A 2,078-nucleotide genomic window follows, 5' to 3' on the forward strand; every position below is an offset into this window, starting at 1 on the left:
GTCCGGGGGAGGGGCGTGAAAAATATAGCACAATTTTTTAAAAATCTGATTGGTTTTATAGATTTCTGGCTCTATGGTTAATCAAGTTCAAGGGTGTTGTGGAGAGGCGGCGATGCAAATATCAACTGCTGTTCCAGACGTCATCATCGAAACCGACCGCGACCGCCGAGTTTATGATTATTTGATTGAGGCGTGTGGGCAAGCGCGAGTTATGAATGCACGACAGAAATTGCCTGGCCGCACGCGCCCTTATGTTTCGAATTTGGTAAAGATGCTCGGCGTGGTAATCCCAGATGCTGTTGTCATCACTCCGCGAGAAGAAGGTAGGCGGCGGCTCGTTGAAATAAAGAAAATTCTCACCGCAATGAATTTTTAATGATGTCAGTGAAGTGGTTTTTTTGAAGAGCAGTTGTTGTGGCTAGTAATTTTTTCGATAAGCTCGATTTGCCTTGGGCTTTTCAAATCTAGGCTGGAAAGCATTAATCTATTTGAAATTTATGATCTGGTATTAATCGTTTGAATGAAATTGTTTGCCACGGTATTCTAATTTTCGGTTTTATAAATTCGGGGTATGCAATTGACGTCTCTTTTGCTACCTATTTAACACCCGTAAGTCCTAGCCGATAAATCGAACGCTCGTGTGCCCTCTCGGCCAGCTGGACCGTCGCTTCTTATTCTTAAAAACTGACAAAACTGGCGCTACTTGCCGCGCCAGACAAGTGTGCGCGATTTTGGTACACGCTTGTCTAGCAAACTGCTCACATGCGTGGGCGAATTTCTAATTACGGGAGACTAGGTCGCGCTCTTTTACGTGAATGGCGCGACTTGACGAGGTGCTTCCACATTTCCTCAAGCCACTTTTTAACAAAAATTCGGTCATCCTGCGAAAGCGGCTCGAGCTGTGAAGCGATTTCCAGGGAGCCATGTCCATTGACGGCGCTGACGGGTCGATTAGGAGCTCCGCCACGGAAACCCCCAACACGTCAGGGAGCTCAAACAAACGACCGATATGCCCCGCCCAAAAAGCAACTATTTCGCTCGATGTGAGTGAGTGCCAAGGGACGCAGTAGTTGCCCAACTATAAACGTCGCGAAGGTTTCGTCCGACCCGGCTCGCTTCGAGCTGTGCGGAGACAAAGTTGTTGTGCGTATGTCTGGACCAAAGCCGATGGCGGCGGGCGCCAGCCAATGGCATTCTGAGCGTATCAGGTCACTTTTTTGCGTGAATGGCGCGGCTTGCCGAGGTGCTCGCACATTTCCCAGAGCCACTTCCGGACGAAGGTCTGGTCATCAAGCGAGAGTCGCTCAAGCAATGACGTCATTTCTAGGGCAACGTCTCCTGATCGGGACGACCCGCTTTGTAAAAGGTCGACCACTGGCACGGCCAGCACTTCAGCCAACTGATACAAACGAGGCAAAGTCGGAAGAACGATGCCTCGCTCGAATCGACCGATGGTCTCAATAGTTACATCCAGTCGCTCGGCGAGAAATTCTTGTGTGTATCCCCGCTCGGCACGAATGCGAGCGAGCGTAGAGCCTATTTGGTTGGCTAGCCTTTTTTCCTTTGTTTGCGTCACTACTCAACATTCTGTGTCGTTGACCGACACATATGGTCGCCTCAACTAGCATTTAACGTAACGGCATGGTATGTTGGTATACGACATAAAATGTCATATCGTTAGCAAAGCAGGTCGAACCTTGCTCATTTCGTTGGTCACACTGATGCTATTTACTGACAGCAGTTGGGAAGAGCCACATCCCATAAAGAAGAGGCTCATGCAGCCACTTCTTCGGTGGCGCTGCGTTGGATGGTCGGACTAACGCTGAACTTCTTTGTCGTTGCCTCATCTGGCGGTGCGGACTGCGCGAGCCCGGACGGTTGGGTGGTGGACGGTGCCGAGGCGCTGATTGAACTGACCAAGGCCTTCGAGTTCTGGTTCAGTGATTTGTTGGTATCCGTCAGCGTAACCCGTCAGAAGTGGAAATTTAGTACGAGACCAACAACGCCGCGAGAGATCAGGACGAGGTGAGCGAGATCCCGCTGCGACAGTGCGACGGCTCTCTGGATGTCAGAACGCG

Annotated in this window: 2 protein-coding genes; one reads left to right on the forward strand and one right to left on the reverse strand. The window is 50.3% G+C overall.

Features of this window, described 5'->3' with window-relative positions:
* Nucleotides 1–112: 112 nt before the first annotated feature.
* Nucleotides 113–376, forward strand: a complete 264-nt coding sequence (locus tag F6X40_RS41305) for a hypothetical protein (protein WP_187631866.1) — start codon at nucleotides 113–115, stop codon at nucleotides 374–376.
* Nucleotides 377–1,204: 828 nt separating this feature from the next.
* Here the strand turns inward: F6X40_RS41305 and F6X40_RS41310 are convergent.
* Nucleotides 1,205–1,576 carry a helix-turn-helix domain-containing protein gene (locus F6X40_RS41310; RefSeq protein ID WP_187631867.1) on the reverse strand — a complete coding sequence of 124 codons (372 nt, stop codon included), beginning with the start codon at nucleotides 1,574–1,576 and terminating at the stop codon, nucleotides 1,205–1,207.
* Nucleotides 1,577–2,078: the final 502 nt, after the last annotated feature.

This window comes from Paraburkholderia sp. UCT31 (assembly GCF_014397655.1).
Taxonomy (GTDB): domain Bacteria; phylum Pseudomonadota; class Gammaproteobacteria; order Burkholderiales; family Burkholderiaceae; genus Paraburkholderia; species Paraburkholderia tuberum.